The following is a 2,708-nucleotide window of genomic DNA, read 5'->3' on the forward strand; positions in this document are numbered from 1 at the left end:
AGGCTTGCCCGCGAAAACGTCGACACATTCAACATTAATGCTGACTGACACGCCGCCTTCGCGGGCAAGCCTCGCTCCTACAGGGGACTGATCGTTCCCACGCTCTGCGTCACAGGGACGCGGAGCATCCCGGGCGGCATTCCCACGCACAGCGTGGGAACGATCATCCGCAGAACCGTCGTCCTGTGTGACTTGCTTATTTGGCAGCCCAGGAATTGAAGCGCTGCTCCAGTTGCTCGCCGTTGTCAGCCCAGAAGCTGACGTCGATCTGCACCTGGTTGGCGATGTTTTCCGGGGTGGTCGGCATGTCTTTCAGGACATCCTTGGCCAACAACGGTACGGTTTGAATGTTGGCCGGGCCGTAAGCGATGTTTTCCGAGTAGGTCTTCTGCTGCTGCGGCGCCACCGAGAACGCGATGAATTTCTTCGCCGCTTCGGCGCGCTTGGCGTCCAGACCTTTCGGGATAGCCCATGCGTCGAAGTCGTAGATACCGCCGTTCCACACGACTTTCAGGTTGCTTTCTTTCTGCACGGCGGCGATCCGGCCGTTGTAGGCCGAGCTCATGACCACGTCACCGGACGCGAGGTATTGCGGCGGTTGTGCGCCGGCTTCCCACCACTGAATGCTTGGCTTGAGCTCATCGAGCTTCTTGAATGCGCGGTCCTGACCGTCTTTGCCAGCCAGCACTTTGTAGACGTCTTTCGGCGCAACGCCGTCGGCCATCAGCGCGAATTCCAAGGTGTACTTGGCGCCTTTACGCAGGCCGCGCTTGCCCGGGAATTTCTTGGTGTCCCAGAAATCCACCCAGCTGGTCGGTGCCGAGGCCAGTTTGTCGGCGTTGTAGGCCAACACGGTCGACCACACGAAGAAACCTACGCCGCAAGGCTGGATCGCGCCCTTGACGTAATCTTCGGATTTGCCGAACAGCGCAGGATCAAGTTGCTCGAACATGTCTTCGTCGCAACCGCGAGACAGTTCTGGCGACTCAACTTCCACCAGGTCCCAGGACACGCTCTTGGTGTCGACCATGGCTTTTACCTTGGCCATCTCACCGTTGTATTCGCCAGCCACGATCTTGCCGTTGCCTGCCGCTTCCCACGGTGCGTAGAAGGCTTTGACCTGCGCCGCCTTGTTCGCCCCGCCAAAGGACACCACGGTCAAATCCGGGCCCGCCGCCATCGCGTGTGCCGCACCGATCATGCCCATGACCAAAGCGGTGAATTTCAGGGATCTCAACATTTATTGTTCTCTCCACGTGCAGGGTTGGTGTTGGTGTAGCCGGGGCGATCAGTTCGCCTCTAGAAGGGGGTCGAGCGCGCGAACGTGTTCGACCTGCCAGCCAAGCGGTACCACGTCGCCGACAGCCAGCGCGGGATCGAGCTCGGCAATCGGTTGTTTCACGAAGAAGTCGGTCTTGCCGCAGACTTCCAGGCGAACCCGGACGTGGTCGCCCAGATAGATGAATTCCGCTACCCGCCCTGAGAAGCGGTTGACGCAGGACTCGCTGGAGCCGTTGAGGCTTACGCGTTCCGGGCGAATCGACAGCGTGACCGGTTCGCCGGTTTTGCCGACGTTGACCGCCAGGGCTTCAACCTTTTCACCGCGGCCGAGCTCGACGATGCAGCGGTCGCCGGTCTGGCTGTGCAAGCGGCCGTTGAGGCGGTTGTTCTCGCCGATGAAATTGGCGACGAAGGTGTTTTTCGGCTCTTCATAGAGGGTGCGCGGCGCGGCGATCTGCTGGATCTCGCCCTGATGGAACACTGCCACGCGGTCGGACATGGTCAGGGCTTCGCCCTGGTCGTGAGTCACGTAGACCACGGTCACGCCGAGGCGCTGGTGCAGGTGTTTGATTTCCATCTGCATGTGTTCACGCAGTTGTTTGTCCAGTGCGCCGAGGGGTTCGTCCATCAGCACCAGTTGCGGTTCGAACACCAATGCGCGGGCCAGGGCCACACGCTGTTGCTGACCGCCGGACAGTTGTGCCGGGTAGCGCTGGGCGAAGGCGTCGAGCTGAACCATGCTCAGCACGCGTTTGACCCGGTCACTGACATCGCTCTTGTTCAAGCCGCGCACGGTCAGCGGGAACGCCAGGTTCTCGGCGACGGTCATGTGCGGGAACAACGCGTAGTTCTGGAACACCATGCCGATGTCCCGCTTGTGCGGCGGTACGTTGTTGATGGAGCGTCCGGCCAACTGGATCTCGCCGGCGGTGGGTGTTTCGAAACCGGCGAGCATCATCAGGCTGGTGGTCTTGCCGGAGCCGGAAGGCCCGAGCAAGGTGAGGAACTCGCCTTTGCGAATCTCCAGGTTGAGGTCTTTGACGATCAGGTTCTCGCCGTCGTAGCTTTTTTGCACTCCACGAAAGCTGACCAGAATGTCACTGGCCCCTGCGTTTGAATCGACCTGGCTCATACCCACACCTTTTTTGTTGATGACTGCTGTGGACTAAGCCTAGTGGACGCTGCCGACCGCGCAAATCGGGGCGCAGGAGAGAATCGCCTCAGCGGGATGGAAGGTTGGGTGTAGGGATTGCCCTACAAGGATGGCGGGGATGGGCAGGTGCAACGGTGATTTGCAGCTGCAAGCGGCAAAAATGGGCAAAAGCGGGATTTCAGGATGTCGCAAATGGATATGACGACGAGATTCCTGTAGGAGCGAGGCGTTGCCGCGCAGGCGCCCCCGCTGGCGCGAAAAGCTTCGCGGGCAA

General features: G+C 60.3%; 2 protein-coding genes. Both read right to left on the minus strand.

The features are described 5' to 3' along the window. Positions 1–196: 196 nt before the first annotated feature. Entirely contained in the window at positions 197–1,240 is a 1,044-nt protein-coding gene (locus QMX98_RS33895; RefSeq protein ID WP_282412053.1) for an ABC transporter substrate-binding protein, read from the minus strand. Positions 1,241–1,288: 48 nt separating this feature from the next. Further along, entirely contained in the window at positions 1,289–2,413 is a 1,125-nt protein-coding gene (locus tag QMX98_RS33900) for an ABC transporter ATP-binding protein (protein ID WP_010467179.1), read from the minus strand. Positions 2,414–2,708: the final 295 nt, after the last annotated feature.

The sequence above is a fragment of the Pseudomonas sp. PS02303 genome (assembly GCF_029959925.1).
GTDB lineage: Bacteria > Pseudomonadota > Gammaproteobacteria > Pseudomonadales > Pseudomonadaceae > Aquipseudomonas > Aquipseudomonas mandelii.

Excerpts from the sequence above, each read along its gene's own strand:
- QMX98_RS33895 (WP_282412053.1), bottom strand. The coding sequence starts at position 1,240 with ATGTTGAGATCCCTGAAATTCACCGCTTTGGTCATGGGCATGATCGGT.
- QMX98_RS33900 (WP_010467179.1), bottom strand. The coding sequence starts at position 2,413 with ATGAGCCAGGTCGATTCAAACGCAGGGGCCAGTGACATTCTGGTCAGC.